The organism is Pantoea sp. Cy-639 (assembly GCF_011752525.1).
GTDB lineage: Bacteria > Pseudomonadota > Gammaproteobacteria > Pseudomonadales > Pseudomonadaceae > Aquipseudomonas.
On the sequence record NZ_VWXI01000008.1, the window covers coordinates 109,908 to 136,311 of the forward strand.

Here is a 26,404-nt window from a genome sequence, read left to right on the forward strand (position 1 = left end):
TGTGCCGCTGCGCCGGGATTAGACTCGGCGCCACTTCAAACCCTCCAGAGGACGTGTCACATGGATCTGCAGTTGCAAGGCGCACGGGTATTGGTCAGCGGCGGCTCGCGCGGTATTGGCCGGGCAATCGTCGAGTGTTTCCTGGCCGAGGGCGCCCAGGTGGCGTTCTGTGCCCGTGGCGAGGCGGGTGTACGCCAGGCGCGGCAGGAACTGGGCGAGCGCACGCTCGGCACGGCGGTAGACATCACCGATGCGGCCGAGGTGACGGCCTGGGTCGCGGCTGCCGCTGCCCACATGGGCGGGGTGGACATCGTCGTGCCCAACGTCAGCGCGCTGGCCAAGGGCAGCGATGCCGCGGTGTGGCGCCAGGCATTCGAGACCGACCTGCTGGGCACGGTCGGACTGGTCAGCGCGGCGTTGCCGTGGCTGAAGGCGTCCGAGCGGGCGGCGGTGGTGTTGATCTCCAGCGTGTCGGGGCGCGAGCTGAGCAGCTTCGACGAACCCTACGGCGCGCTCAAGGCGGCACTCAACCACTATGGCAAGACCCTGTCGGCCCGGCATGCCGGGGACGGGATCCGGGTCAACAGTGTCTCGCCGGGCAATGTCTACTTCGAGGATGGCGTGTGGGGGCGGATCGAGCGCGAGCAGCCCGAAGCGTTCGCCCGCAGTCTGGCGGCCAACCCGCTGGGGCGGATGGCCCGGCCTGACGAGGTGGCGCGGGCGGTGGTGTTCCTCGCCAGCCCGGCGGCAGGCTTCATCACCGGCACCAACCTGCTGGTGGATGGCGGGCTGACCCGCGGGGTGCAGTTCTGATCGGCAGGTTTCAGCCTGCCGATCAGGGCATTGATCTCATTGCAGCAGTTCAGGGCTGTTGAAATTGCTCAGCCTGGCGTCGTTGTCGGCACATTGCAGCGCCTGCACAGGTTCGCGCAGCAAGGCTTTCTGCAAACTCCGCTCGCCGCTGGCCCAGGCCTGTTCCAGCATCCCCAGCAGGCGCCGTGGCAATACGCTGAACATCGGTTGCCAGTAGCCTGACTGGCGCACCATGGCCGCGCTGTCGTGCTCGACCGCCAGGCTCAGTAGCGCCTCGAGCAGTGCCTGGTCGATCTGCGGCGCGTCGCAGGCGAGCACCGCCACCCAGTCGTGTCGCGCCACTTTCAAGCCGGCGATCACCCCGGCCAGCGGCCCGGGGTAGTCTGCCTCGGCATCGCCCACCAACTGGTCGGCGTAGCTGGCGTAGGTCTCCTGGTTGCGGTTGCAGGAGATCACCACATCGTCCGAGAGCCCGCGTACCACCCGCTGCACATGGGCCACCAGCGGCTCAGCGTGCCATTCGACCAGGCCTTTGTCACGGCCGCCCATGCGCTGGCCACGGCCGCCGGCGAGGATGAGGATCGAGCAGGGGGGCAGGGCGACGGGCATGAAAAAGGGTTCCGGGCAGAGATTGCCGGGAACCCTCTCATTCGCCGCCTGGTTTGTCCAGTCAGGTCTGCTCGGCCTGTGCCTCGGGTTGTCTGGCGCGCGTACGGCGGGCCAGGCGCGTCACCACCACGAAGAACACCGGCACGAACACCACGGCGAAGGTGGCGCTGAGCATGCCGCCGATCACCCCGGTGCCGATCGCCTGCTGGCTGGCCGAGCTGGCGCCGCTGGCGATTGCCAATGGCACCACGCCGAGGATGAACGCCAGCGAGGTCATGACGATCGGCCGCAGGCGCAGGCGTGCGGCCTGGATGGCGGCGTCGACGGCGTCATGGCCCTGGTCCACCAGGTCCTTGGCGAATTCGATGATCAGGATCGCGTTCTTCGCCGACAGGCCGATCAGGGTGATCAGGCCGACCTTGAAGTACACATCGTTGGGCAAGCCGCGCAGGGTCACCGCCAGCACCGCGCCGAGCACGCCCAGCGGCACCACCAGCAGGACCGCGGTGGGAATCGACCAACTCTCGTACAGCGCCGCCAGGCACAGGAACACCACCAGCAGCGACAGCGCCATCAGCATCGGCGCCTGGCTGCCGGACAGGCGCTCCTGCAGCGACAGGCCGGTCCACTCGAGCCCGCTGCCGGCCGGCAGGCGGGCGACCAGGCGCTCGACCTCGGCCATGGCCTCGCCGGAGCTGAAGCCTGGGGCCGGCTCGCCGGAAATCGACACCGCCGGGTAGCCGTTGTAACGGGTCAACTGCACCGGGCCGGTCTGCCAGTGGGCACGCACGAAGGCCCCCAGCGGCACCATTTTGCCGTCGCTGTTGCGCACGTGGATCTTCAGCAGATCGTCGATCTGGCTGCGCTGGTCGCCTTCGGCCTGCACCACCACCCGCTGCATGCGGCCCTGGTTGGGGAAGTCGTTGACGTAGTTGGAGCCCACCGCGGTGTCGAGTACCGCGCCGATGTCGGCGAACGACACGCCCAGGGCATTGGCCTGGCGGCGGTCGACTTCCAGCTCGACCTGCGGGCTCTCGGCCAGCGAGGCTTCGCGCACGTTGACCAGCACCTTGCTCTTGCGGGCCTCGTCCAGCAGTTGGTCGCGGGCCTGCATCAGCTCGCTGTGGCCCATGCCGCCGCGGTCCTGCAGGCGGAACTCGAAGCCGGTCGATTCGCCCAGGCCATCCACTGGCGGTGGCAGCACTGCGTAGGCGATGGCGTCCTTGAGCTGGGTGAAGGCCACGGTCGCGCGGTCGGCGATCGACTGCGCGTGATCGTCGACGCTGCCGCGCTCGGACCAGTCCTTGAGCGTGGTGAAGGCCAGCGCCGCGTTCTGCCCGCTGCCAGAGAAGCTGAAGCCCAGGATCAGCGTGGTATTGGCCACGCCCGGTTCTTCGGCGTTGTGCGCCTCGATCTGCTTCGCCACCTCGATGGTCCGGGCCTGGCTGGCCCCCGGCGGCAGCTGGATGTCGGTGATGGTGTAGCCCTGGTCCTCGGTAGGCAGGAACGCGGTGGGCAACTGGCTGAAGCCGTAGACCAGCGCCAGCAGCAGCGCGGCGTATACCAGCAGGTAGCGCCCGCTGCGGGCCAGGGCATGGCTGACCCAGCGCTCGTAGCCATTGCTCATGCCCTGGAAGCGGCGATTGAACCAGCCGAAGAAGCCCTTGTGCGCATGCAGCTCGCCCTTGGCCACGGGTTTGAGCAGGGTGGCGCACAGGGCCGGGGTCAGGCTCAGGGCGAGGAACGCCGAGAACAGGATCGACACCGCCATCGACACCGAGAACTGTTGGTAGATCACGCCCACCGAGCCCTTCATGAAGGCCATGGGCAGGAACACCGCCACCAGCACCAGGGTGATGCCGACGATGGCGCCGCTGATCTGGCCCATGGCCTTGCGCGTGGCTTCCTTGGGCGGCAGGCCTTCTTCGGCCATGATCCGCTCGACGTTCTCCACCACGACGATGGCGTCGTCCACCAGGATGCCGATCGCCAGCACCATGCCGAACAGGGTCAGCACGTTGACCGAGAAGCCCAGCGCGTTCATCGCCGCGAAGGTGCCCATCAGCGCCACCGGTACCACCAGGGTCGGGATCAGGGTGTAGCGCAAGTTCTGCAGGAACAGGAACATCACCGCGAACACCAGCACCATGGCCTCGACCAGGGTGCTGATCACCTGCTTGATCGAGACCTTGACGAACGGCGAGGTGTCATAGGGGATGTCGTATTTCACCCCGGCCGGGAAGTAGCGCGCCAGCTCGTCGAGCTTGGCCTTGACCAGGGTCGCGGTTTCCATGGCGTTGGCGCCTGGCGACAGCTTGACGCTGAAGGCGCTGGTGGCCTTGCCGTTGAGCCGGGTGCCGTACTGGTACTCCTGGGCGCCGACCTCGACCCGGGCGACGTCGCCGACAGTCACGCTGGAGCCGTCGGCGTTGGCGCGCAGGACGATGGCGGCGAACTCCTCTGGGGTGCTCAACTGGCCCTTGACCACCACGTTGGCGGTGATTTCCTGGGTCGGCCGCGACGGCAGGTCGCCGATACTGCCGGGCGCCACCTGGGCGTTCTGCGCGGCGATCGCCTCGGCCACGTCGTTGGGCGTCAGCTTGAAGCCGACCAGCTTCGCCGGGTCGATCCAGATCCGCATGGCTCGCTCCGAACCATACAGTTGCGCCTTGCCGACACCTTTGATGCGACGAATCTCGTTCATCACGTTACGTGCGAGGATGTCGGACAGGGCGATTTCGTCGAGGCTGCCGTCCTCGGAGGTCAGGGTGGCCATGAGCAGGAAACCGGTGGACACCTTTTCCACCTGCAGGCCTTGCTGGGTCACCGGGCGCGGCAGGCGCGACTCGATCACCTTCAGGCGGTTCTGCACGTCGACCTGGGCCATGTCCGGATTGGTGCCGGGCTGGAAGCTGGCAGTGATGGTGGCACTGCCCAGGCTGCTCTGCGATTCGAAATAGAGCAGGTTGTCAGCGCCGTTGAGCTCTTGCTCGATGATGCTGACCACGCTTTCGTCCATGGTCGCCGCCGAGGCGCCCGGATACACGGCGTAGATTTCCACCTGCGGCGGCGCCACGTCCGGGTACTGGGCCACCGGCAGTTGCGGGATGGCCAGGGCGCCGACCAGGAGGATGAACAGGGCGACCACCCAGGCGAATACCGGGCGGTCGATGAAGAACTGCGGCATGGATCAGGCCCTCACTGGCCGGTGTGTTGGGCGATGGCGCTGGCACCCGGTTGTTCGTCGACGTGCACCGCGTCGCCGGCCTTGACGTGTTGCAGGCCTTCGACCACGACCCGTTCGCCGGCGGCCAGGCCGGCGCTGACGATCCAGCGGTCGCCCTGGGCGTTGCCCAAGGTCACCTGGCGCTCGCTGATGCGGTCCTGGTGATCGACCACCAGCACCTTCGGCACCCCGGCGCTGTCGCGCAGGATCGCGCGCTGCGGCACGCTCAGCCCCTTGGGCTGCACCGCCTGTTCCAGGCGCACGCGCACGTAGCTGCCGGGCAGCAGGTCGAGGTCGGGGTTGGGGAACTCGCTGCGCAGGGTGATCTGGTTGGTGCTCGGGTCGACGCTGATGTCGGAGAACAGCAGCTTGCCTGCCAGCGGGTAGGCGCTGCCGTCGTCCTGGATCAGCGTTGCCTTGACCTGGTCCTGGCCGACCTGGCGCAGCTCGCCGGCCCGCAGCGAGCGACGCAGGGCGTTGAGTTCGCGGGTCGACTGGGTGACGTCGGCGTGGATCGGGTCCAGTTGCTGGATGGTCGCCAGCGGCGTGGTCTCGTTCTGGCCGACCAGCGCGCCTTCGGTGACCAGCGCGCGGCCGATACGCCCGGAAATCGGCGCGGTGACGGTGGCATAGCCCAGGTTCAGGCGCGCACGCTCCAGTGCCGCCTTCGCTTCGGCCACCGCGGCATCGGCCTGGAGGAACGCGGCGCGGGCGTTGTCGTACTCCTGGCGGCTGACCGCCTTGTCGTCGACCAGCTCACGGTAGCGTTGCTCCTGCAGGCGCGCCTGGTACAGCGTGGCCTCGGCCTTGGCCAGGGTAGCGCGGGCGCTGTCGTGGTCGGCCTTGAATGGTGCCGGGTCGATCAGGAACAGCACATCGCCCCGTTTCACGTCGCTGCCTTCGCGGTATACCCGCTTGAGCACCACGCCGGCGACACGCGCGCGCACTTCGGCGGTGCGCGGGGCGAGAATACGCCCGCTGAGTTCGGTACTGATGGCCAGTGGCTGGACATCGAGGGTTTCGACCCGGACCTGCGGGGCAGGGGCCTTTGCCTCCTGGTCGGCAGCGTCGTTGCAGGCGGCCAGGGGCAGGGTCAGCAGCGCCAACAGCGCCAGACGGCGCAGGTGCGGGGTGCTTGGAGTGTGCATGCGGATCTTCCGGATTTTGATCGGGCGTATGCTAAGGCAGCCATTCGCATGTGCGCTGTTAAGCTGTGTAGGACGTATGTGAAAAAGTGTGAACAAGCGACGGCGCCCGGCGCAGGATTCTATATCCTGCCTCACTTCACTCCGACTGCACATCCACTTATGCCGAACATCCTCCTGGTCGAAGACGACAGCGCCCTGTCCGAGCTGATTGCCAGCTACCTGCAACGCAACGATTTCCATGTCCGGGTGATTGCCCGGGGCGACCATGTGCTGGAAGAGTTCAGCCGGCAGAAGCCGGACCTGGTGATCCTCGACCTGATGCTGCCCGGGCTCGATGGCCTGCAGGTGTGCCGCCTGCTGCGCCAGGAGTCGCAGGTACTGCCGATCCTCATGCTGACGGCGCGCGACGACAGCCACGACCAGGTGCTGGGCCTGGAGATGGGCGCCGACGACTATGTCACCAAGCCTTGCGAGCCGCGGGTGCTGTTGGCGCGGGTGCGTACCTTGCTGCGCCGCAGCAGCATCAACGAGCCGCGCCTGGACAGCGAGCTGATCCAGGTAGGCGGCCTGCGCATCGACCTGGCCGAGCGTACGGTCAGTTGGCGCGACGAAGAGGTCGAGTTGTCCAGCGGTGAATACAACCTGCTGGTGGTGCTGGCGCGTAACGCCGGCGAGGTGATGAGCCGCGACCGCATTCTCCAGCAACTGCGCGGCATCGAGTTCAACGGTACCGACCGTTCGGTGGACGTGGCCATTTCCAAGCTGCGGCGCAAGTTCGACGACCACGCCGGCGAAGCGCGCAAGATCAAGACCGTGTGGGGCAAGGGCTACCTGTTCAGCCGTGTCGAGTGGGAGTACTGATACACCATGCTGAAGATCCTGGTGCGCCTGTACCTGGTGATCATCGTCGCCTATGCCGGTGCGTTGCTGCTGATCCCCGATGCCATCGTCGGGTTGTTCCACGACCGCTTCATGGCCTACAACCTCGAGCAGGCCAAGGGCGTGCAGACCCTGATCGTGCGTCAGTTCCAGCAGACCCCGCAGGCACAGTGGCCGGCGCTGGAACAGGAGCTGGCGGCAGCGTTCAAACCGCTCGAAGTGCAGTTGCAGCGCATGGACGCCGTCGAGCTGAGCCGCGAAGAGCGCGACCGTCTGCAGCAGGGGCTGTACGTGGTGCGGATGGCCGACTGGGGCTACTACGAAACCGCCCTGGCGCCGCTGGACGGGCAATGGCTGGTGCGCCTGCACTCGCCGGACGACCCGCTGGACATCAACCTCCTGTCATGGGGCGTGACGGTGCTGATCGGCGCCGCCTTGCTCGGCTGCCTGTTGCTGTGGCTGTGGCCGCACTGGCGTGACCTGGAGCGCCTGAAGGAAACCGCCCGGCGCCTTGGCGAGGGTGAGATGAGCGAGCGTACGCACATTTCGCCGCGCTCGAACATCGGCGAGCTGGCCGGGGTGTTCGACACCATGGCCAGCGACCTGGAGCGCCATGTCAACCAGCAGCGCGAGTTGCTCAACGCGGTCTCCCATGAACTGCGCACGCCGCTGACCCGCCTGGACTTCGGCCTGGTGCTGCTGTACGACGAAGTGCCGCCCGCCAGCCGCAAGCGCCTGCTGGAACTGGTCGGGCATGTGCGCGAGCTGGACGAGCTGGTGCTGGAACTGTTGTCCTACAGCCGCCTGGTCAACGCCGACCAAGCCCGCGAGCGGGTCGAGGTGTCCTTGCTGGAGCTGGTCGACAGCGTGCTCGGCGGTTTTGCCGAAGAGCTCGATGCCCGGGGGATTCGCTGGGAGGTGCGCGCCGAGTCCGAGCTGCCGCGTTTCGTCCTCGACCCGCGCCTGACCGCCCGGGCGGTGCAGAACCTGGTGCGCAATGCCATGCGCTATTGCGACGAGAGCCTGCTGCTGCGCCTGCGCCTGGAACCGGACGGCGCCTGCCTGTTGACGGTGGAGGACGATGGTATCGGTATTCCGGCCGAGGAACGCGAGCGGATCTTCCAGCCGTTCTACCGGCTGGACCGCAGCCGCGACCGCAATACCGGTGGCTTCGGGCTTGGGTTGGCGATCAGCCGGCGAGCGATCGAAGGGCAGGGCGGGACCTTGACCGTGGCGCAGTCGGCGTTGGGCGGGGCGCAGTTCCGTATCCGCCTGCCGGCGGGTTGATGACGCTTTGCTTGCAGCAACGCTTTGGTGTGGGAGTGGGCTTGTGACAGAGGTTTCCGGGGCAGGGCGGTCAGTGTCCGAGCAACCGTGACGTCCACAGCACGGCCCGGTCCTTGCCGCTGTGCTTGGCCTCGTACAACGCCTGGTCCGCCCGCACCAGCGCCATGCTCAGGGTGTCGCCGCAGTCGACCCGGGCCAGGCCGATGCTGATGGTCACCCGATGCTCGCCAGTGTCCTCGCGCACCCGGCGGCACAAGGCCGCGACCTGTTGCTCGGCGCCGCTCTCGTCCAGCCCCTGGAAAAAGATCGCGAACTCCTCGCCGCCCAGCCGGGCGATCTCGAAACCGCTCATCGCCGCCTTGATGTGCGCCGCCACGCGCCTGAGCACCTCATCGCCGATGTCATGCCCGTAGCGGTCGTTGACCTGCTTGAAGTTGTCGATGTCGATCATCGCCAGGTACTGCCCGGGCGTGGCCAGACGCAATTGGCGTTCGGCCTTGACCATGAACGAGCGGCGATTGGGTATCTCGGTCAGGGCGTCGATGTAGGCCTGCTCCAGCAGCACCTTGGTCAGGTAGAAGTTGTGCAGCTTGGCCTGGCGGATGCGCAGGTAGCTATAGCTCACCAGGCCGCTGAGGAATACGGCATAGGCCAGCAGCATCGCGCCCTCCAGCTCCAGGGCCGCGAGCCGGGTGTGGTAGAACGGGTTGAGCAGCACCCAGCTGATGCCCATGGCGCAGAAGAACGACCAGCGCCGCACCGGCAGCACCGACACCGTGTACAGCACGGTGGACACGCCCAGTACCAGCCACACCGGGCGCAGGACGATGGGCACGCCATCGATGACCAGGCGCATGGCCAGGGTGATGGTGGCGATGAACAGCAGGTTGAGCACGTCGAAATGATGGCTCCTGCGGGTGAAGCCCAGCACCACGGTCAGGCAGCAGAGCCCCGCGAAGAAGACACCCGAGCGCCAGGTGAAGCCCTGGTTGCCCAGGTAGCTGACGATCAGGTCGAAGACCAGCCAGATGGCGATACCAATACAGAAGATCAGCAGGCAAAAGCGGCGCATCGCCTCGAATTCATGCTGGCGGAACTCGGCGCGCAGGGCGGCGGGAGCGACTTGCTGGCGAACATGGGCCTCGAGGGTCTTGTACATGCGGGCAGGGTTCCTGAAAGCCTGCGCGGCAGGCGTCGGCCACCGGCACAGCCGCGCGGCACCTGGTTCGCCAGCAGGCCTGGCTCAGTCTTTGGAAAGTATCCCCTTGGCCCAGGGGCGGTAGCGCAAGGAAAACACCGCCTCGGCATGGCAACCGCCGCCCAGGGCCGGTTCAGCCGGTTCGGCACGGAACGGCTGGCCGGGCTTGCTGACCTGGCGGAAGGCTTCGCGTACAACCCCCACCCGGCATGGCAGTGCCTGTTCGTAGCTTTGTCGAACCATCGGCGCCAGGCGCCCGGTACCGGCGCCGTCCTGCCACCAGACGCTCAGGCCGAGGCTTGCCAACTGGTCCAGCCAGGCGGCGTTGACCCTGGGCGACAATTGTCCGGCGCTGAAGGCGCTGATGTGCAGCGGCTTGTCCAGCTGGCGGTTGAACGCCTGCAACTGGCTGTACAGCGCATCGCGCCGGGCCGGGTCGCGAAAATGCAGGTCATCGAGCTCCAGCGGCAGGTACCAGCCGCTGGCCGGCAGCGCCCATTTGGCCCGTACCTGTTGGTACTGGCCGAGGGAGCGACCCAGCTGGGCCTTGAAATAGCTGTTCAGGCCTTCGCCATCGAGCTGTTCCAGGCGCTGGTAGTAGGCCGGGTCCATGTACAGCCCGAGCACCAGTTCCAGGCCCTGGGCGCGGGCCTCGCGCAGGCTGTTGGCGAGCCAGCCCCGGGGGCCGCCGAAGTCGCTGTCGCCATAGGCGCTCCATTGCACGACCAGGGTCTTGCCGCCCTGGGCCACGGTGGCTCGCCACAACTGTTGCCACTGCCCGGGGCTGACCGAGGCGTCGCGGTTCAACGGTTGGTAGAACAGGCGTGTGTCGGCCTGTGCCGGCAAGCACAGGGCCAGCAGGCAGATTGCCAGGAAGGTACGCATCAGAAGTTCATCTCCACACCCACCAGCATGCCGTTGGCGCGCATGTAGAGGTTGCCCCCCAGTGACTGCTGGTACTCGGCACGCACCTTCAGGGAGCCGCGGTAGGCGTTGTAGCGATCGTCGTCGAACCACCACTGCCAACGCACGCCGACCCCGGCGCGGGCGTCCTGGCGCCAGTCGTTGCTCGGGTCCTGGCTGGCGAACTCGAGGAAGCCATAGGGCATGATGCTTTGTGGCGAGTTGCCGGGCAGCTTCCAGGCATGGCCCTGCTGGAAGCGTGACAGCCAGGCGTGGTCGCCGGCACGGGTCCACCAGGCGGCATCGAGGTAGAGGAAGCGCTCGTCCCAGTCGTCCTCGTCGATACGCCAGTCGTTGCGGTAGCGGCCCTGGTCGAGGAACGAGGCGGTGGCGCGCAGCAGCAGGTCGTTGCTCGACTCGGCGTGGTGGCGCAGGTCGCCCCAGTTGCCGCCGACCTTGGCCGGGCTGAGCAGTTCGCCCAGGCTCAGGCCACTGTAGTGGTCGCTGTCGATCTGGCGCTGGTGGTAGAGCTCGGCATACAGGTTGAGGTTGGCCTGGCCCAGCGGCTTGTAGCGCAGGCCGACGCCAGTGCCCATGCTCTGGGCGTAGTCGGTGCGGCTCTGGCCACCGAACAGCACGCGGCCATAGACCGACAGCGTGCTGCCGTTGCGGCTGGGCTCCTCGCCCAGGGCGTGGTCCCACATGGCGATCTGGACGTTCTGCGAGCGGGCCTTGCGCGAGGTGCCGTTGGGCTGGCCGGTGTCGAGGAACTTGTCGTTGGTCGAGGTGCCGGCTGGCGACCAAGTGCTGGCCAGGGTGATGCTGTCGCGGCGCGACTGGGTTTCGTGGGCGCGGCGCTGGCGGTATTTTCGGGCTTCGAGGCTGCCGTACTCGTCATCGCCATCGACCAGGTTCTGCTCCACGTCCAGCACCCGGCGCAGCTCGCGGCGGGCCGCGGCGCTGTCCTCGACTTCGTCGTAGCGCAGGGCCAGGGTCTCGCCGAGGCGGAAGTCCTCGGGGAAGTCGCGGGTAGCGCGCTCCAGGTAGGGGATCGACTGGCGCCGCTGCTGTTTGTCGCTCGAGCCGGCCAGGCGCATGCCGTAGTCGGCACGGTAACGTGGCTGGTCGGGGGCCAGGCGCACGGCCTCGGCCAGCCAGGCACTGCTCTGGGCGCTGTCGCCGGCCTGTTGGGCGGTGCCGGCGGCGGCGTAGTAGTGGTCGGCGCGTGGCGTGTGGCGCAGCGCCTCGCGCTGGAACGCCAGGGCTTGTGGCAAGTCGCCTTGGCGTTGGGCGATGGCGGCGCCCAGCGCCCAGTCATCGGCACTGTGGTGGCCGGCGGCGTCCCAGTGGCGGCGCGCGGCGTCGACGTCGCCAGCGTTCAGCGCGCCACGGGCGGCGGTGAGACGGGCGTTGTCGTTCCAGGCGCTGGCCGGCAGGCTGTTCCAGATCGGCAGTGCCGCGGTGGAGTCACCGGAGGCTTCCAGGGCATAGGCCAGGGGCAGGCGGCTGGCGTGGTCGCCCAGGCGCTCGGCAGCCTGGTAGTAGACCACTGCCTCGCCGGGCTGGTCGGGCATGGCGCAACGGCCCAGGGCGCGGAACTGGCCGGCCTCGGTCGGCGTGGTCGGGATCGCCCGGCGCACGGCATCGCACTGGCCGGACTCGGCCAGGCGGCCGAGCAACTGGCCGCGGGTGGCGGCATCGACCCGTGGTACCAGGGCCAGCATGCGCGAGCTGTTCATGGGGCCATCGTTGCGCGCGTAGAGGTTGCCCAGGCGCTGTAGCAGCGATGCACTCAGGCGGCCCTGGCGACGGTCGTAGGCCTGCTCGAGCAATTGCCTGGCGCGCTCGGCCTGGCCTTGCTCGAGGAGCATGAAGGTGGCTTGCTCCAGGGCCGCGAGGTCGCCGGTCTGCCGATAGCGCTGTTCCCACTGTGCCGGGGTGCGCGGTTGCGGCGGCTGCGGTGGGTCGCCGTACAGGCGCTGACGCAGGATGGCATAGGCGCGCGGGTTGTCGCTGGCCTGGCATTGACCGAGCTGTTCGCGGGCCAGGGCCAGGTCCTTGTGCGACAGCCAGTCGACGGTTTCCATGCACGGGCGTTGCAGTTCGTTGCTCAGGCGCCGCACCAGTGGCGCGTCGTCGCCTCCGCGGGCCAGTTCCCAGAGCTGCTGGCGCTGTTCGGGGCGTTGCAGTTGGTCCTCCGGCACGCTGTGCAACCAGCGCTCGGCCTGCTGGTTGTGGCCCATGGCGATGGCGCGGTCGGCCATGGCCAGGCGTGTGCGGGTGGCCGCTTGCTGGGACGGCGCGCTGGCCAGCAGCTTGTTCAGGTTCTTCTCGTCGACTTGCTGGATATAGGCATTGGCCAGGCGCTGCCAGTCATCCGCAGGCAGTTCGCCTTTGTCGGCCAACGGCTGCAACTGGTCGATGGTCTCGCCCCAGTTGCGCAGTTGCTCGGCGAAGTTGGCCCGGGTCAGGCGCAGGACCATGCCGTCGTCGCCAGGCGGCAAATGGTTGAGCCATTCCAGGGCCTTGGCCGCGCCGCCGAACTTGGCCAGGCTGACGCTGTAGGCCTGCCACAGGCGTACGCGATGCTGGCCCTCGCTCTTGGCCAGCCAGGCCTCGACCTGGCTGGCGGGCGGCGGATCCTGCTCGATCCAGGTCAGGCGCAGCTCGAGCAGGGCGTCGGCGTGCTCGGGGTTGTCATCGAGGTCCTCGGCGATCGCCTCGGCCTCCTGGTAGCGGCGCTGGTGGGCCAGGGACTCGGCCAGCAGGGCGCGCGCCTCGTTGTTGTTGGGCACGCGCTTGAGCACATGCCGGGTCAGGCGCTCGACTTCGGCCCAGTTATCCTTCTGCGCCTCGCGGTAGCTGCGCTCCATGAACGGATAGCTGGTGAAACGCTGGAAGTCGGTCATCGGTGCGGTAGGCGCGGCCAGCGCGGAGGAACCGAGCAGCAGGCCGGCGAAAGTCAGGGAAAGACGGGGCTTCATGCCACCTCCCGGGTCAGGTCATAGGCGGCCTGCTGTTCGCTGGCCTGTTCGGCGAGGGCCTGCTGCAGCACCTCTTCGGTAATGATGCCGCGGGCGATCAGGTGTTCGCCGAGGCTCTGGTGTTCGGGGTCGAAGTCGATCAGTGCCTGGTTGAACAGGGTCACCGGGACCATGCCGCGGACCTGCAGCAGGGCACCGAGCATCACCTGGTGGGTGCTGACCCGCTCCAGCAGCTCGGCGTCGTCCTGGTGGCGGATCAGCACCTCGAGCATCTCGCGGGTTTCGGGTTTCTGCCAGGGGCTCGGGTAATGGTGGCGCAGGCCCAGGGTGACCCGTCCCTGAGGCGCCAGGCGGGCACTGACCGGACGCTTGAGCTGGCGGCTGATGACGCCCAACGAGACCTGGCTGACCGGGCTCTCGCTGGCCAGCACCAGGGTATCGCCGTCTTCGGCCACCGGCAGCACGCCGTAGTGGGTGGCGAGCTTGCGCGGCAGCTTGGCGATCAGTGCGGGGTCGATCTTGAACGGGTTCAGTGGCTCCCAGGGCAGGTCGAGCTGTTCGGCCAGGGCCTCGGTCAGCTGTTCGCTGGTCAACCAGCCACGCAGCAGCAACTCGCGGCCCAGGCGTCGGCGCACCGGGCTGGTGATGGCCTGTTCCAGTTGCTCGGTGCTGATCAGACCTTTTTCCACCAGGCGCTGGCCCAGCGGGGTGCGGGCCGGCGAGGCGAGGGCGGGGAACTCGTGGGTGGTCTTGTCCCAGGCCACTCGTCGCGAGTCGCCCATTTCCATGACCTGGCGCAGCGCGCGCAGGTTGGCGAAGAAGTTGACGAAGTTGCTCCACATCATCCGCGGTGCCGACAGCAGGCCCTCGAAGACGCCGTAGTAGCGGGTGACGAACCAGAAACGCTGGAACAGCCGGTTGAACAGCAGCAGGCCGTTGAGCCAGAGCAGCACGCTGAGCAGCTGGCTGTCGCTGAGGATCGACATGAAACGCCAGGATTCCGGGGCGATCACGGTGACCAGCCACATGGCCAGCAACACCAGCAGCAACAGGTTGACCAGGAAGCTCAGCAGGTAGGCGAACAGGCCGCGGCGGTCACGCCAGAGGAAATAGTTGAGCGCGCCCTTGCGGCTCCAGCCGAGGTTGCTGGTGCCCTGGAACACGATACCGACGATCCACCGCGACTTCTGCCGGATGGCGTGTTGCCAGTCACGCGGGAAGTGCTCGCGCACGCAGATCACCTGGGAGAACTCACGGCTCATGCCGAAGCGCCATTCCTGCTTCAAGGCCAGGGCCGGATCGGTGATCGAGTAGCGGGCGAAGATGCATTTCATGCCTTTTTGCTTCAGGCGGAAACCGATGTCGTAGTCCTCGGTCAGCGACTGCACGTCGAAGGCGATACCGTCACCGTCTTCGAGCAGGGCGCTGATCGCCCGGCGGCTGAAGCAGGTGCCGACGCCGGCGCTGGGCACCTGGCCGGTGAGCGCTTCACGCACGATGACGTCCTTGCCATGGTTTTCGGCGAACTCGTCGACATAGTGGCCGGCGGTGAAGCCTTTCCATTCCGGGGCGTAGGGGTACACCGGGATCTGGATCATGTCCTTGTTCGGCAGCAGGTAGTTGTACAGGCGCAGCTCCATCGGCGAGATGACGTCCTCGGCGTCGTGCAGGATGAAACCGGCGAACTCGATGCGCGCGTCCTGCTGGAAGCGCAGGATGGCGTCGATGATGTTGTTCAGGCAGTCGGCCTTGCTGGTCGGGCCGGGACGGGCGCAGACCACCTTGTGCACGTTGGGGTAGTGCAGGCACACGGCATCGACGTCAGCCTGGGTCTGTGGGTCGTTGGGGTAGGTACCGACGAAGATCTGGTAGTTCTCGTAGTCGATGGTCGAGGCCGCCAGGCGTGCCATTTCGCCGACCACGCCGACTTCGTTCCAGGCCGGGACCATGATCGCCAAGGGTTTTTCCGGTACCTCGAACAGACGTTTCTCGTCGGCCTTCTCGTGCTTGTCATAGATGCGAAAGCGCCGGACCAGCTTGCGGCCCCAGTAGCAGATGTCGATGAACAGGTCGTCCAGGCCGAGCAGGAACATCAGCGAGGCCAGGACGATGGCGAGAATCTTCAGGCCGAACAGGACATAGGTGAGGAAATCGATGAAGGCCAGGCTCATGCGTTGTCCCGTGCGGCGGATTGCTCGGTGAACCAGCGGCTCAGGCGCTCGGCGATGCGCTCGCTGGCGTGACCGTCACCGAATGGCGTGTAGACCCGGGCCATGCGTGCATAGGCCGCAGGGTCGTCGAGCAACTGGCTGGTTTCATCGACGATCCTTGCGGTGTCGGTGCCGACCAGCTTGACCGTACCGCCCTTGAGTACCGCCGGGCGCTCGGTGACCTTGCGCAGCACCAGCACCGGCTTGCCCAGGGCAGGGGCTTCTTCCTGCACACCGCCGGAATCGGTGAGGATCACATGGGCGCGGGCCATCAGCCAGACGAAATGCTGGTAGTCCTGGGGCGGCACCAGGTGGATGTTGTTGCGCCCGGAGAGCACGCCGTAGACCGCCTGCTGTACTTGTGGGTTGAGGTGCACGGGGTAGACGAACTGCACGTCGGGGTAGCGCTCGCCCAATTGGGCCAGGGCCTTGCAGATACGTTCGAAGCCATGGCCGAAATTCTCCCGGCGGTGGCCGGTGATCAGCACCATGCGCTGGTCGTCGCGCAGCACGCCGAGCGGCGAGTCGGCGGCTGGCTTCCATTGCTGCTCGGCGAGATGGTCGCGCATCCACAGCAAGGCATCGATCACGGTATTGCCAGTGACCGCGATGTGCTCGGGCGGCACACCTTCGTGGATCAGGTTGGCGTCGGAGTCGCGGGTCGGGGTGAAGTGCAGGTCGGCGAGCACCCCGGTGAGGCGCCGGTTGGCTTCCTCGGGCCAAGGCTGCTGCAGGTTGCCGGTACGCAGGCCGGCCTCGACATGGCCGATGGGAATGCGCCGGTGGAACGCTGCCAGCGAGGCGATGAAGCTGGTGGTGGTGTCGCCGTGGACCAGCACGATGTCTGGTCGGGTCTGCTCGTAGGCCTGGTCGATCTTGTCCAGCAGATCGCGGGACAGGCCGTTGAGGGTCTGGTTCTGGGTCATCACCTTGAGGTCCTGGTCGACCTTCAGGCCAAAGGCGGTGAGCACCTGTTCGAGCATTTCGCGGTGCTGACCGGTGGAACAGATGCGCAGGTCGACCTCTGGCCAGGTGCGCAGTACCCGGGCCAACGGGGCCATCTTGATCGCTTCTGGGCGGGTACCGAATACCATCATCACGGTGTAGGCCATCGTGTATTTCCTCGTTCGATTCCCTGGACGAAGTTGTACGACATGTCGCCGCTCGCAAGTGATAGATACAAGCAGCCGAAAGCGGGGTTGTCCAATGCGCGGTGCGTCTGCGGCCAGCGGCGTTTGGGCCGTTGCCGGGCGGGCATTGGGGAAGGTCGTGTCGGGCGGTGAAGAGTGCCGGACGCCAGGGGGCGGGTGTTGCGGAAACGTTTATGCTAGAGGATCTTGACTGGATGATCAGTTAAATAAGTATTTCAGACTTTTTCTTGAGGGAGGCTTCTTGTTATTTTGTAGGCCTTTTCTTCAAGGAAACTGCACATGCAAGGCAAGGCCCGCAAGATCGTCCAGGCCATCCTCTACGAAGCCATCGCCGTGGCCTGCGTGGCGCCGGCGCTCGAGCTGGCGTTCGGTGCCGGCATGGGCCAGTCGACGGTGCTGTCGATCCTCATGTCGGCCATCGCCATGAGCTGGAACATGGCCTACAACTGGGCGTTCGAGCGCTGGGAAGCACGCCAGCAGCAGCGTAGCCGCACCTTCCTGCGCCGCCTGCTGCACGCCCTCGGTTTCGAGGGCGGGCTGGTGCTGATCCTGCTGCCGCTGGTGGCCTGGTGGCTGGGCATCGGCCTGGTGGCGGCGCTGATGACCAACCTGGCGCTGTTCGTGTTCTTCTTCGTCTATGCCTTCGTGTTCCAGTGGGGTTTCGACAAGGTGTTCGATGTGCCGGTGTCGGCGCAGGAAGTGGCCAAAGGCTGTTGATAGACCACTGTTGACTTCGTCGAGCGCTCCAGGCTACCTTCCAGCCCCATGAACACATCCCCGCAGCGTCACGCCGCCGTCATCATTATTACCGCCATTATCAGCTTGGCGGGCTAGCGCGTACGTGCACCGAACCCGCCCTGGAGGCGGGTTTGTTCTTTCTGACTCCTGGGCACCACAAGAAAACCAGGAGTCATCGATGACCAGTCTGAACCCCAGCCCCCGTACCCCGGCCTCACCCCAGCAGTTGCTGTCCGAGCAGGTGCGCCGCATCCTCAGCGCGCCGGTGTACGACCTGGCCATCGAGACGCCCCTGCAGCCGGCGCCGGCGTTGTCGATGCGCCTGGGCAACCAGGTGCTGCTCAAGCGCGAAGACCTGCAACCGACTTTTTCCTTCAAGATCCGCGGCGCCTACACCCGGCTGTCGCGGCTGACCGATGCCCAGCGCGCGCGCGGCGTGATCACCGCCTCGGCTGGCAACCACGCCCAGGGCGTGGCCCTGGCGGCTGCGACACTGGGCATGCAGGCCACCATCGTCATGCCGACCACCACCCCCTCGCTGAAGATCGAAGGCGTCCGCTCGCGCGGCGGCCGGGTGGTGCTGCACGGCGAGAGCTTCCCCCACGCCCTGGCCCATGCGCTGGCCCTGGCCGACCAGGACGGCGCGACCTTCGTACCACCGTTCGACGACCCGGACGTCATCGCCGGTCAAGGCACCGTGGCCATGGAGATCCTTCGCCAGCACCCTGGCCCGTTGCACGCGATCTTCGTGCCGGTGGGCGGCGGCGGGTTGGTGGCCGGCATCGCCGCCTATGTGAAGTACCTGCGTCCTGAGGTGAAGGTGATCGGTGTCGAGCCGGAGGACTCCAACTGCCTGCAGGCCGCCCTGGCTGCGGGTGAACGGGTGGTCCTGGGGCAGGTCGGCAGCTTCGCCGATGGCGTCGCGGTGGCCCAGGTCGGCGCCCATTGCTTCGAGCTGTGCCGGCATTTCGTCGACGAAGTGGTGACGGTCAGCAGCGACGAGCTGTGCGCTGCGATCAAGGACATCTATGACGACACCCGCTCGATCACCGAACCCTCCGGCGCGCTGGCGGTGGCCGGGATCAAGCGCTACGTGGCCCGGGAAGGGCTGCAGGGACAGGCCCTGGTGGCGATCGATTCGGGTGCCAACGTCAACTTCGACCGCCTGCGCCATGTGGCCGAGCGCGCCGAACTGGGGGAACAGCGCGAGGCCGTGATCGCGGTGACCATTCCCGAACAGCCGGGCAGTTTCCGCGCCTTCTGCCAGGCCCTGGGCAAGCGTCAGATCACTGAGTTCAACTACCGCTACTACCCAGGCAAGGAGGCACGATTGTTCGTTGGCGTGCAGACCCACCCGCAGCATGACCCGCGCGCGCAACTGCTGGCCAATCTGGCCGGGCAGGGTTACCAGGTGCTCGACCTGACCGACAACGAACTGGCCAAGCTGCACGTGCGCCACACTGTCGGTGGCCATGCCGCGCCGGGTGCCCGCGAGCGGGTACTGCGCTTCGAGTTCCCCGAGCGGCCGGGTGCCTTGCTGGGCTTTCTCGAACGGTTGGGCAAGCGCTGGAACATCAGTCTGTTCCATTACCGCAACCATGGCGCCGCCGAGGCGCGGGTGTTCGCGGCGCTGGAGGTGCCCGACGACGAAGTGGCCGGATTGCCCCAGGCGCTGGACGAGATGGGGTATCGGTACTGGGATGAGACGCAGAATCCGGCGTATCGGCTGTTCCTGGGGTAAGGCCAGGGCAGGTCGAGGCGTCGGGGGTTGGTGGCATCCGGGATAATGGCGCTTCCCAGGTGCCGCAATCCTTGCCCTGGATCAAGGTCATGCCTGCGGTTCAGGCAGATGCTCAAGGCAAACACAAGCCTGAGAGGATCCGCCCATGAGCAGCACTTTCTTCATTCCCGCCGTGAACATCATGGGCATCGACTGCCTGGACGAGGCGATGACCGCGATCGCCGGCCATGGCTTGCGCAAGGCGCTGATCGTCACCGATGCCGGCCTGGTCAAGGCCGGCGTGGCCGAGCGCATCGCCGGCATGCTGGCGATGCGCGACATCGATTCGCGGGTGTTCGACGGTGCCAAGCCCAACCCGAGCATCGCCAACGTCGAGGCGGGCCTGGCCATGCTGCGCCGCGAACAGTGCGATTGCGTGATTTCCCTGGGTGGCGGCTCGCCCCATGACTGCGCCAAGGGCATCGCCTTGTGCGCCACCAATGGCGGGCATATCAGCGACTACGAAGGCGTCGACCGTTCGAGCAAGCCGCAGTTGCCGCTGATCGCCATCAATACCACTGCTGGCACGGCCAGCGAGATGACCCGCTTCTGCATCATCACCGACGAAGCCCGTCACGTGAAAATGGCCATCGTCGACCGGAATGTCACTCCGATCCTGTCGGTCAATGATCCGGCGCTGATGGCCGGCATGCCCAAGGGGCTTACCGCTGCCACCGGCATGGATGCGCTGACCCACGCCATCGAGGCTTATGTCTCGACGGCCGCTACGCCGATCACCGATGCCTGCGCGCTCAAGGCCATCAGCCTGATCAGCGACAACCTGCGCCAGGCCGTGGCCGACGGTGCGGACCTGCAGGCCCGGGAGAACATGGCCTATGCCCAGTTCCTCGCGGGCATGGCATTCAACAATGCCTCGCTGGGCTATGTGCATGCCATGGCGCACCAGTTGGGCGGTTACTACGACCTGCCGCATGGGGTCTGCAACGCGGTGCTGCTGCCCCATGTGCAGCGCTTCAACGCCAAGGTCAGTGCCGCGCGCCTGCGTGATGTGGCCAAGGCCATGGGGGTGAAGGTGTGCGGGCTGGACGCGGAGCAGGGCGCCGGGGCGGCGATCTCGGCCATCGAGCACCTGGCGGCGGCGATCGGCATTCCGGCGGGGCTGGCCGAACTGGGGGCCAAGGTCGAGGATGTGCCGGTGCTGGCGGCCAATGCGCTGAAAGACGCTTGCGGGCTGACCAACCCGCGGGTGGCCAGCCAGGTGGAGATCGAGGCGATCTTCAAGGCGGCGTTTTAAGGTTCGAGCCTTTCAGGGGCTGATGAATAGCGTCCAACTTGGACTTGCCGGGGCTGCAGAGCAGCGCCGGCACTATCGATCAACGCTCGCGCATGAAGAACCCGGCGACATACTTGCGGAAGGTCTCCAGGCTCTTGAAGTCGGCATAGCGCTTGAAATTCTCGGCGTCCGGCTCAGGCCCGAGCGGTTGCTCGAGCAGCGACACCGACAGTACCCGGTCCTGGTCCGAGGTCAGCACCAGTTCGTCCATCACCTGGCCGCCGATCACCGGCCTGCGCATCAGCACCTTCACGCCTTTGCCCGCCATCCAGTCGATCAGCGAAACCAGCGCCTTGAGCGGTTCGCGCTCTTCGTCGCGGTACACCGGGAACAGCTGCCCGCGCGACAGCACCGGCACGCTGGCCAGGTGGATCAGTTCGTAGAACTGGCTGCCGGCAGTGGCCGGTGAGTACAACGCCAGGGCCAGCAACGGCCCGCTGGTGCGGCTGCCGCCCCAGTACTGGTGATGGCCCTGGAAGTCGAAGCCGTCGTCGTTGCGACTGGGCATCACCTTGCGGCCCTTGACCTGCTCCACACAGTCGAGCAGCAATCCATGGCGGCGGTGTTCGCCGAATACCGTGGCATCACGCAGCCGGCCCTTGAGCATCATCATGTGCTTCATGTCCAGGCGGGTTTCCAGGTAGTTGCTGGCCGGTACCCGCTCCAGCAGCGGGTAGCGACTGGCCACGCTGCGCAGCTCGGCGAACTGGGCACTGAGGTCCTTCTTCAGGTGGGTGGCGTAGACGTTCAGGCCGCTGGTTTCGATCCAGGTCAGCAGCAGCGACAGCAGGCGTTGCTGCTCGCGCCGTTCGCCAGGGCTGCGGGAGGTGGTGGAAGGCTCGGCGACGCTGTCGCGGCGATAGTCGCCAAGCAGGCGCAGCGGGGTGTCGGGGGCCAGCCAGGCGGCGGGCGGGCTGCTCTCGGCGGCGCGTTCGCTGGCCTCGCGTTCGTCCTTGGTGAACGGGCAGCCGGGGCCATGCTCGGGGGTGTCGGGATTGTTGCGCAGGAACAGCGTGCCGCTGCTGCCGTTCAACGAGATGTTGAGCACTGGCAGGGCGTCCTTGCGGCAGTCGCAGGCCAGCCACTGGTTGGCGCTGCGTACTTTCATCAGCCACTGGTTGGCCTGCAGCAGGCGGGGGCCGGCGAGGGTGCCGGAGGTGAAGCCGACCAGCAGTTCTTCTTCCGCCGGGGTCAGGCTGCGCACCAGGGCGCCGGATTTTTCGATGATTCGCATTGAGGGGCAGCTCCAAGCTACAAGCTGCAAGCTTCAAGCAAAGCCGCGCGGCTTTCAACTTGAAGCTTGCAGCTTGGCCCGGATCAACTGCCGCCGAACAGTTTCGCGGCGCGGGCGCGGATCTCCTCGGGGCTGAGATCTTCCTTGTGGGTCGAGACGAACCACAGGTTGTTGAACGGATCCTTCAGGGTGCCGCTGCGGTCGCCGTAGAACTGGTCTTTCACCTCGCTGACGGGTGTGGCCCCGGCCGCGATGGCCTGGGCATGGACTTTGTCGCAGTCGGTGACGTAAAGGTGCAGGCCGACGGCGGGATGCTCGATGGTCTGGCTGGGCTTGAGTCCGCCTTCCATGTCGCAGGGGTCGCCGAGCATCAATGAAGAGTCGCCGATTTTCAGCTCGGCGTGGCCGACGCGGCCGTCCGGCCCCTCGAGACGGAACATCTCGATCGCGCCGAAGGCTTTCTTGTAGAACTCGATGGCCTTGGCGGCATCGCGGATGCCCAGGTAGGGGGTGATGCTGTGCTGGCCTTCGGGGATGGGTTTGACTGCCATTTGCGTACGCTCCTTTTCACGTGGGGGAATGTGCTGCCCAGGTGATTAGAGTCGTTCCGGCAGGTGGAAAATCGACAGTGACCTTAGATCGATTGTCTATAAAAAGAGGGATTGGCCCATCGCCGGCTTCCACACTATCTGCACCTTTGCAGATTCATATTGGCCTGTGGGAGCCGGTGACGGGCCGCGATGCAGCCCTTGGTTCAGAAAATGTAGTCGGTGGTCAGGAAGCTCGACTGGCGGTTGCGGATGATCTCGCTGATCAGCTCTTTGTTGGCTTCCTGGAAGCGGGTCGCCACCAATGTGCGGATCGAGAACACCCGCAGCGCGTCATGTACCGACAAGGTGCCTTCGGCGCTGTTCTTGCGCCCGTTGAACGGATAGGTGTCTGGGCCGCGCTGGCACTGGGCGTTGAGGTTGATCCGACCGACCTGGTTGGCGAAGGTGTCGACCAGCGCGCCGATGGTCTGCGGATCGTTGCCGAACAGGCTCAGTTGCTGGCCGTAGTCGGAGTCGAGCACGTAGTCGATCACCGTTTGCAGGTCGCGGTAGGGCACCACCGGCACCAGCGGCCCGAACTGCTCTTCATGGTAGATGCGCATGGCGGGGCTGACCGGGTAGAGCAGGGCGGGGTAGAAGAACGAGCCGCGGCTGTGCCCGCCACCTTCGTTGAGTACCCGTGCGCCCTTGTCGGTAGCGTCGGCGACCAGGCTATCGAGGTAGTCGATCTTGCCCGGCTCCGGCAACGGCGTCAGCGCCACGCCCGGCTCCCAGGGCATGCCGGGCTTGAGCGCGGCGAGCTTGCGCTGGAACTTGTCGAGGAACGGCTCGACCACGTCCTCGTGGACGAACAGGATCTTCAGCGCCGTGCAGCGCTGGCCGTTGAACGACAGCGCGCCGGTGACCGCCTCGTCGACGGCGTTGTCCAGGTCGACCTGAGGCAGGATGATGCCCGGGTTCTTCGCGTCCAGGCCCAATGCCGCGCGCAGGCGGTGCGGGCGCGGGTGCAGTTTCTTCAGGTCGCTGGCGGCCTTGTGGGTGCCGATGAAGGCGAATACGTCGACCTTGCCGCTGGCCATCAGTGCGCTGACGGTTTCGCGCCCCCGGCCATAGATGACGTTGATCACGCCTGCCGGGAAGCTGTCGCGGAAGGCCTCGAGCAGCGGGCGGATCAGCAGCACGCCGAACTTGGCCGGCTTGAACACCACGGTGTTGCCCATGATCAGCGCCGGGATCAGGGTGGTGAAGGTTTCGTTCAATGGATAGTTGTAGGGGCCCATGCACAAGGCCACGCCCAGCGGTGCGCGGCGGATCTGGCCGAGGGTGCCCTGTTCGAGCTCGAAGCGGCTGGAGCGACGGTCGAGGTCCTTTAGTGCGTTGATGGTATCGACGATGTAGTCGCAGGTCCGGTCGAACTCTTTCTCCGAGTCCTTGAGGTTCTTGCCGATCTCCCACATCAGCAGCTTGACCACCGCCTCGCGCTGCTCGCGCATGCGTGCCAGGAACGTCTCGACATGCTGGATGCGCTCGGCGACGCGCATCGTCGGCCAGGCGCCACGGCCCTTGTCATAGGCTTGCACGGCAGCGTCCAGGGCGCCGAGGGCGGTGTCGGCATCGAGCAGCGGTGCGCTGCCGAGGATCACCTGGCGCTCACTGTCGCCCTCTTTCAACCAGACCGGGCTACGCACCGTGGCCAACGGGCCATCCCAGCGCCGCAGCTCGCCGCCGACCAGGTAGTCGCGTTGTTCGAGTGGCGCATCCAGGCGCCATTGTGCGGGAATGTCTTCAGGGGCGGGAAACAGCGAGTCGAGCAGACGGTCCATGGGTACTGCACCTCTATGTGTGGGACTGGGTGAAGCGCTTCAGCTGGTGAGCATGCACCCCGCGCCGGAAAAACACCAGTCTGGCTCAACATTGCCCAGGCTGCGCCGATACAGTATGAATCGACGCCGATTGCAGACCTATGATCAGCAGCAACAAACTCGCTTCCGATGAACAGCCACCTGCCCAAGGCGCGCTGCGCCGCACCCTCAGTCGCCTGTTGCCGGTGGGCTTCGCCGTGGTCGGCATCGGCCTGTCCATGGTCCTTGGCCACTTGGATGCCAAGCGTGAACAGAGCGAGGAGGTCGCCAACCTGGCGGCGCGCCTGTCCGGCGTTCGCGGGGCGCTGGAGGCGCAATTGCGTGCTGCGTTCGCCGAGGCCGAGGGCATTGCCCAACTGATCAGCACCGATGGCCGCATCAGCGATAGTCACTTCCACGGCATGGCCCGGGATGCGCTGGCTTCGGTGAGCTACATGCACCACATCGCCCTGGCTCCGGCCGATGTGGTCGTGGATGTCTACCCACGTGACGGCAATGAACGCATCCTCGGCCTGGACTACCGTGGCCTGCCGGAGCAGATGCCGCTGCTGGCGTCGGCGCGCGAACGCGAAGAGCCGGTGCTGGCTGGCCCGCTGGCGTTGTACCAGGGTGGGCGGGCGCTGGTGTACCGTCGCCCGGTGTTCATCTCGGGCAAGCGCGGGGTGAAGTTCTACTGGGGCAACATCTCCATCGTCGCCGACATCGATCGCCTGCTGCTGGCCGCCGGCCTGCGCCCGGAGACCGGCTTCGAGCTGGCCGTGCGGGGCAGCGACGGCAAGGGCGCCGAAGGGGCGATGATCTGGGGCGACGAGCAGCTGTTCGAACATGCCCTGGTGACCAGCAGCGTGCAGGTGCCGGGCGGCTTCTGGCAACTGGCGGCCGAGCCCCGCGGCGGCTGGTCGGGGCTGAGCCTGTTCTGCTCGCCGTTGTTCCTCTTCGCCTTGAGCTGCACCGGGCTGTTCAGCCTGTTCGTCGCCCAGCTCAACCGCAAGCAACGCCTGCTGGAACTGCGCAACAGCGAGCTGCACCAGTACCAGGTGCAGCTCGAGCGCCTGGCGCACTACGACACCATCACCGGCCTGCCCAACCGGGTGCTGTTCCAGCAGCAGTTGAGCGAAGGGATTGCGCAAGGCCATGGGCTGGCGGTGCTGATGCTCGATATCGATGGCTTCAAGCAGGTCAACGACAGCCTCGGTCACCCCATGGGCGATCTTTTGCTGCAACAGGCCACTGCGCGTTTCTTGCAGGAGCTCGATAGCCAGGACCGGGTCTGCCGCCTGGGCGGCGACGAGTTCGTGTTCATGCTGCAGGGCGCCCAGGGCCAGGTGAATCACCAGGTGCGTGCCCTGTTGCGTTGCCTGCAGAGGCCGTTCGACCTCAATGGCAATGCCTCCCTGGTAACCGGCAGCATCGGCCTGGCCTGGTGCCCGCAGCATGGCGAGGATGTCGATAGCCTGCTGCGCCATGCCGATACCGCGATGTATGCGGCCAAGGAAAGTGGCCGCAATGCCTGGCGCCCCTACCAGGCGGAGATGACCGACCGGCTGCACCAGCGCCTGGAGCTGGAGCGCAACTTGCGTCGAGCCCTCGAGTGCAACGAATTCGAGCTGTGGTACCAGCCGAAGGTCGACTTGTTCAGCGGTCGGCTCGAAGGCGTCGAAGCCTTGCTGCGCTGGCGCGATCCGGAGCATGGCCTGGTCTCGCCAGCCGAGTTCATTCCCCTGGCCGAGCGTACCGGGTTGATCATTCCCCTGGGGGAGCGGGTACTGGAACTGGCCTGCCAGCAATTGGCCGACTGGCGCGCCGGGGATGGCCTGCCCGGGCCGCTGGCGATCAACGTCGCCGCGTTGCAGATCGAGCGCAGCGACTATGTCACCAGCCTGGCCTCGGCGCTGGAGCGCCATGACCTGCCAGCCAGCCTGCTGGAGGTGGAAATCACCGAGAGCCTGCTGATGGAGAGCCAGCAGCAGGCCTGCGCGGTGCTGTCCCAGTTGCAGGCGATGGGCGTGGCCACCGCGGTCGATGACTTCGGTACCGGCTATTCGTCGCTGGCCTACCTGCGGGCGCTGCCGATCGACCACCTGAAGATCGACCGGGCCTTTATCAAGGACCTGCCGGACGACGACGACGCGGTGGCCATTGCCCGGGCGATCGTCGATCTGGGGCACGCCCTGGGTTTTCGGATTACCGCCGAGGGTATCGAGACCCAGGAGCAGTACGATTTCCTGCGCAACGCCGGGTGCGATCATGGCCAGGGCTTCCTGCTCGGCCGGCCAATGCCCGCGGCTGACCTGCAACGCTGGATGGCGCAGTACCCGGTACACAAGAGACAACGCTGAGACCGTCCGCCCTCGCTCGGGCAGGGCGGTTGCCGGACGTGCCGACACCGACCCTGGCGAAAAAAAGACGTCATTCGAACCCGACGCAGTGAGGGCAGTGGACCCCTTGCCAAGGCCTGGCCTTGCATCTTTACTTGTGCGTGGATGTGCTGTTCCTGGCCAGGCCCTTGGCCCGCTTATTTCAATGCGTCATGTGCA

18 protein-coding genes are annotated in these 26,404 nt (G+C 66.4%); 7 read left to right on the top strand and 11 right to left on the bottom strand.

The window, feature by feature from the left end:
* Positions 1–60: 60 nt before the first annotated feature.
* A complete protein-coding gene (locus tag F3J43_RS12175) occupies positions 61–813 on the top strand; it encodes an SDR family NAD(P)-dependent oxidoreductase (protein WP_166886179.1) in 753 nt (250 codons plus the stop codon).
* A 36-nt stretch (positions 814–849) separates the two neighbouring features.
* Here the strand turns inward: F3J43_RS12175 and mobA are convergent, their stop codons facing one another.
* The 3 genes from mobA to F3J43_RS12190 form a co-directional block, all read right to left on the bottom strand.
* Positions 850–1,422, bottom strand: coding sequence for a molybdenum cofactor guanylyltransferase MobA (gene mobA / locus F3J43_RS12180; protein WP_166886181.1), 573 nt, complete (start codon positions 1,420–1,422; stop codon positions 850–852).
* Positions 1,423–1,483: 61 nt separating this feature from the next.
* Positions 1,484–4,609, bottom strand: a complete 3,126-nt coding sequence (locus F3J43_RS12185; protein ID WP_166886183.1) for an efflux RND transporter permease subunit — start codon at positions 4,607–4,609, stop codon at positions 1,484–1,486.
* A gap of 11 nt (positions 4,610–4,620) precedes the next feature.
* A complete protein-coding gene (locus F3J43_RS12190; protein WP_166886185.1) occupies positions 4,621–5,796 on the bottom strand; it encodes an efflux RND transporter periplasmic adaptor subunit in 1,176 nt (391 codons plus the stop codon).
* A gap of 159 nt (positions 5,797–5,955) precedes the next feature.
* On the opposite strand from F3J43_RS12190, the gene F3J43_RS12195 reads away from it, so the two are divergent.
* Complete coding sequence (locus tag F3J43_RS12195; RefSeq protein WP_166886187.1) at positions 5,956–6,657, top strand: response regulator; 702 nt, start codon at positions 5,956–5,958, stop codon at positions 6,655–6,657.
* Between the two features lie 6 nt (positions 6,658–6,663).
* Positions 6,664–7,962 (top strand): ATP-binding protein, encoded by a 1,299-nt coding sequence (locus F3J43_RS12200; RefSeq protein ID WP_166886190.1) that lies wholly within the window; start codon positions 6,664–6,666, stop codon positions 7,960–7,962.
* 70 nt (positions 7,963–8,032) lie between these two features.
* On the opposite strand, the gene F3J43_RS12205 is transcribed toward F3J43_RS12200, so the two are convergent.
* From F3J43_RS12205 to wecB, 5 genes are all read right to left on the bottom strand, one after another.
* The gene (locus F3J43_RS12205; protein ID WP_166886192.1) at positions 8,033–9,121 is read right to left on the bottom strand and encodes a GGDEF domain-containing protein; all 1,089 of its coding nucleotides are present in this window, start codon (positions 9,119–9,121) and stop codon (positions 8,033–8,035) included.
* 84 nt (positions 9,122–9,205) lie between these two features.
* The gene (locus tag F3J43_RS12210; protein ID WP_166886194.1) at positions 9,206–10,045 is read right to left on the bottom strand and encodes a DUF4434 family protein; all 840 of its coding nucleotides are present in this window, start codon (positions 10,043–10,045) and stop codon (positions 9,206–9,208) included.
* Positions 10,045–13,047 (bottom strand): phage receptor, encoded by a 3,003-nt coding sequence (locus tag F3J43_RS12215; protein ID WP_166886196.1) that lies wholly within the window; start codon positions 13,045–13,047, stop codon positions 10,045–10,047. The genes F3J43_RS12210 and F3J43_RS12215 overlap by 1 nt, the downstream gene beginning before the upstream one ends.
* Positions 13,044–15,218 carry a cyclic di-3',5'-guanylate-activated glycosyltransferase NfrB gene (gene nfrB / locus F3J43_RS12220; protein ID WP_166886199.1) on the bottom strand — a complete coding sequence of 725 codons (2,175 nt, stop codon included), beginning with the start codon at positions 15,216–15,218 and terminating at the stop codon, positions 13,044–13,046. Before nfrB ends, F3J43_RS12215 begins: the two co-directional genes overlap by 4 nt.
* On the bottom strand, positions 15,215–16,369 hold the full coding sequence (wecB, locus tag F3J43_RS12225) for a non-hydrolyzing UDP-N-acetylglucosamine 2-epimerase (protein WP_166886201.1): 1,155 nt from the start codon (positions 16,367–16,369) through the stop codon (positions 15,215–15,217). The genes nfrB and wecB overlap by 4 nt, the downstream gene beginning before the upstream one ends.
* A gap of 318 nt (positions 16,370–16,687) precedes the next feature.
* Here wecB and F3J43_RS12230 point away from each other — a divergent pair, with 318 nt between their 5' ends.
* The 3 genes from F3J43_RS12230 to yiaY all read left to right on the top strand — a co-directional run bounded on the left by F3J43_RS12230 (position 16,688) and on the right by yiaY (position 20,181).
* Positions 16,688–17,125, top strand: coding sequence for a PACE efflux transporter (locus tag F3J43_RS12230; protein WP_166886204.1), 438 nt, complete (start codon positions 16,688–16,690; stop codon positions 17,123–17,125).
* 199 nt (positions 17,126–17,324) lie between these two features.
* Positions 17,325–18,887, top strand: coding sequence for a threonine ammonia-lyase, biosynthetic (ilvA, locus tag F3J43_RS12235; protein WP_166886207.1), 1,563 nt, complete (start codon positions 17,325–17,327; stop codon positions 18,885–18,887).
* A 145-nt stretch (positions 18,888–19,032) separates the two neighbouring features.
* Positions 19,033–20,181, top strand: coding sequence for an L-threonine dehydrogenase (gene yiaY, locus F3J43_RS12240; RefSeq protein WP_166886210.1), 1,149 nt, complete (start codon positions 19,033–19,035; stop codon positions 20,179–20,181).
* Positions 20,182–20,260: 79 nt separating this feature from the next.
* Here the strand turns inward: yiaY and F3J43_RS12245 are convergent, their stop codons facing one another.
* From F3J43_RS12245 to F3J43_RS12255, 3 genes are all read right to left on the bottom strand, one after another.
* Positions 20,261–21,454 (bottom strand): DUF8534 domain-containing protein, encoded by a 1,194-nt coding sequence (locus tag F3J43_RS12245; RefSeq protein WP_166886212.1) that lies wholly within the window; start codon positions 21,452–21,454, stop codon positions 20,261–20,263.
* Positions 21,455–21,537: 83 nt separating this feature from the next.
* Positions 21,538–22,005, bottom strand: a complete 468-nt coding sequence (locus tag F3J43_RS12250; RefSeq protein ID WP_166886215.1) for a VOC family protein — start codon at positions 22,003–22,005, stop codon at positions 21,538–21,540.
* A 203-nt stretch (positions 22,006–22,208) separates the two neighbouring features.
* On the bottom strand, positions 22,209–23,828 hold the full coding sequence (locus F3J43_RS12255; protein WP_166886218.1) for an NADP-dependent glyceraldehyde-3-phosphate dehydrogenase: 1,620 nt from the start codon (positions 23,826–23,828) through the stop codon (positions 22,209–22,211).
* A gap of 140 nt (positions 23,829–23,968) precedes the next feature.
* On the opposite strand from F3J43_RS12255, the gene F3J43_RS12260 reads away from it, so the two are divergent.
* Positions 23,969–26,206 (top strand): putative bifunctional diguanylate cyclase/phosphodiesterase, encoded by a 2,238-nt coding sequence (locus tag F3J43_RS12260; RefSeq protein WP_205297815.1) that lies wholly within the window; start codon positions 23,969–23,971, stop codon positions 26,204–26,206.
* Positions 26,207–26,404 lie beyond the last annotated feature (198 nt).